The sequence below is a fragment of the Sandarakinorhabdus sp. genome, assembly GCF_041689835.1.
GTDB lineage: Bacteria > Pseudomonadota > Alphaproteobacteria > Sphingomonadales > Sphingomonadaceae > Sandarakinorhabdus.
Map to the genome: position 1 here is coordinate 1 of NZ_JBDNFM010000229.1, position 2,976 is coordinate 2,976.

Consider the following 2,976-nt stretch of genomic DNA (forward strand, 5'->3'; position numbering starts at 1 on the left):
GGTCCGCGGCACAACCTTGTTGTGCAAGCTCACGTACTGTGTGGCGTCACCATAAGTTGCATCTGTCTTCTCCGCACAAATGCGGAGGCCGTGTCCGTATTTTTGGCTGGAATACCGCCTTTGCGTAGTGTATCTCCGTAAATGAGAGATGCACCATTCCCCGACCGGGGCAACGGAGGACCGCATGGCCACGCAACTGACCGATACCCGCACCACCCAAACCCTGCCGCAAGGCAGCGTGAGCTGGCCGTTCCCGCCGCGCATTCGGCCCGATTTGCCCAACCACGACACGGCGACGCTGGAGGCATATCTGGCCAGTGTGCCGCTTGCCGAAGTTGATATCGCTGATCCGCTGTGGTGGGAATCCGATACCAACCATGTTTATTTCAAGCGCCTGCGCGCCGAAGCACCAGTGTTTTTCACCAGCGTGAACAGCGAGCGCCACCGCGGTTTCTGGAACGTGACGCGCTGGAACGACGTCATGGCAGTGGACACCAACCATCAGGTGTTCAGTTCCGAAGCGATGCTGGGCGGCATCACGCTGTTCGACATGGATTCCGATTTCATCATGCCGATGTTCATCGCCATGGATCAGCCCAAGCATGACGTGCAGCGCAAGGCCGTCAACCCGATCGTTTCGGGCCAGAATCTGGCCAGCTACGAGGCGTTGATCCGTGAGCGCACCGCTGAAGTGCTCGATGGCCTGCCGCGCGGCGAGGCTTTTGACTGGGTGGATCTGGTTTCCATCGAACTGACCAGCCGCATGCTGGCCACGCTGTTTGGTTGGCCCCAGGAACGCCGCCGCATGCTGACCTATTGGTCGGACATTTCGACATCGGATCCGGAACTGCCGGGCGCCCCGACGAAGGAAGAACGCCAGGGCATCCTTTTGGGCATGCTGCAGGAATTCACCATGCTGTGGAACGAGCGGGTGAATGCCGAACCGACCGGCGATCTTGTTTCGATGCTCGCCCACAATCCGGCAACGCGCAACATGCCGCCGATGGAATTCATGGGCAATCTGGTGCTGCTGATCGTGGGCGGCAATGATACCACCCGCAATTCGATCACCGGCGGCCTGTATTTCCTCAGCCAGAACCCGGGCGAATATGCCAAACTGCGTGCCAATCACGGATTGGTGGAAAACATGGTTTCGGAAATCATCCGTTACCAGACGCCGCTGGCCCACATGCGCCGCACTGCCCTGCAAGACACCGTTTTGGGCGGGCAGCTTATCCACAAGGGTGACAAGGTGGTGATGTGGTACACATCGGCCAACCGTGATGACAGCGTGCTCACCGATCCAGATGCCTTCATCATCGACCGGCCGCGCGCCCGCCAGCACATGAGCTTTGGTTTTGGCATCCACCGCTGCGTGGGCAACCGCCTGGCGGAATTGCAGCTGAAGATCCTGTGGGAGGAAATCGCCAAGCGCTTCGACACCATCGAAGTGCTGGAAGAGCCGGAACGGGTGCCGAGTGCGTTCGTGCGCGGTTACAAGAAGATGATGGTCCGCATTCCGGCTTGATTTGGCCTGCTTGAAACGAGGAACAGATGGTCAAGATCATTTACGTCGAGCACAATGGTGCTCGCCACGAAGTCAATGTGCCAGACGGTGAAAACCTGATGGAAGGGGCATTGCAAAACAATGTGCCCGGCATCGATGGTGACTGCGGCGGCAACGCGGCCTGCGCCACGTGCCACTGCTATATTCCCGAACAATGGGAAGCCCTGACGGGGACTCGTTCCGAGCAGGAGGACGCGATGATCGAGTTGGCAGACACCGCCAAGCCGAACAGCCGGCTGGCGTGCCAGATCAAGGCGAGCGCGGCGCTGGACGGCCTTGAGATCCACATGCCGGCGACGCAACACTGAGCCACCGTATTTGACGATCGGAACGGGCGGCCGCAGCGGCTGCCCGTTTTGATTTGGGTAGACACACATCCCCGTCACACCCTCTTGCCCGCATTCCCGCCGCGCCGCATAAGCCGGGGCAAAGGAGAACCTCATGCTGCGCACCCTGATCCTCGCTGGCCTGATTGCCGCGCCCGCATTTGCTGCCCCGGTTACTCAGGCCGCGCCCAACGTTCCCGAAAACAAGCCTGCCTTCGCCGGCCAGACCCGCGCTGAAGCGGTAACGGCGCGCACGAAACTGCAGGTGACCGAAGTGGCGACGGGCCTGAACAAGCCGTGGGGCGCGGCGTTGCTCGACGGCAAGCGCTTTTTGGTGAGCGAGAAGGCCGCTGGCCGGCTGACCATCGTGGCCGCCAATGGCAACAAGACGCCGGTAACGGGCACGCCCGCCACCGATGCCCGCAATCAGGGCGGTATGCTGGGCGTTGCCAACCCTGGCGATGGCTGGATTTATTGGAGCTATGCCGAACCACGCGCCAATGAAACCGCGGCCGGCAACGGCACTGCGGTGGCGCGCGGTCATCTGGTGGGCAGCGAGATGCGCGATGTGGCGGTGATCTTTCACCAACTGCCCACGCTCGATTCCAGCCAGCATTATGGCGGCCGGCTGGTGTTTCCCAAAGATGGCTCGCTGATCATCACACTAGGCGATCGTTCCATTCTGCCCGGCCGCGTACAGTCGCAGAAGATGGACAGTTTGATCGGCAAGATCGTGCGGGTTAACCGCGATGGCACGGTCCCCAGAAACAACCCGTTCGTGAATGCAGCCGGCGTGCGGCCGGAAATCTGGTCTTATGGCAATCGCAACGTGCAGGCCGCCGCCCTGGATGCGCGCGGCCGGCTGTGGGAAGTGGAACACGGCCCGCAGGGCGGTGACGAGCTGAACCAGATCCAGATGGGCCGCGATTATGGCTGGCCCAGCATCGGCTACGGCGAGGAATACAGCGGCAAGCCGATTGCCGGCAACGCCACGCAGGCGCCCGGGATGGAACAGCCGGTTTATTATTGGGACCCGGTGATCGGGCCGTCGGGCATGGTTTTCCATTCCGGCAAGGGTGCACC

The 2,976-nt window shown here is 61.3% G+C and carries 3 protein-coding genes; all 3 read left to right on the forward strand.

Going from position 1 to position 2,976, the window contains the following annotated elements; translation table 11 throughout:
- Positions 1-184: 184 nt before the first annotated feature.
- A complete protein-coding gene (locus ACESL8_RS12125) occupies positions 185-1,528 on the forward strand; it encodes a cytochrome P450 (RefSeq protein WP_372919211.1) in 1,344 nt (447 codons plus the stop codon).
- Between the two features lie 26 nt (positions 1,529-1,554).
- Positions 1,555-1,875, forward strand: coding sequence for a 2Fe-2S iron-sulfur cluster-binding protein (locus ACESL8_RS12130; protein ID WP_372919213.1), 321 nt, complete (start codon positions 1,555-1,557; stop codon positions 1,873-1,875).
- A gap of 133 nt (positions 1,876-2,008) precedes the next feature.
- Positions 2,009-2,976 (forward strand): PQQ-dependent sugar dehydrogenase (locus ACESL8_RS12135; RefSeq protein WP_372919215.1); only part of this gene is annotated, 968 nt, incomplete at its 3' end.

Coding starts and splice junctions, on each gene's coding strand:
- ACESL8_RS12125 (WP_372919211.1), top strand. CDS start 185: ATGGCCACGCAACTGACCGATACCCGCACCACCCAAACCCTGCCGCAA.
- ACESL8_RS12130 (WP_372919213.1), top strand. CDS start 1,555: ATGGTCAAGATCATTTACGTCGAGCACAATGGTGCTCGCCACGAAGTC.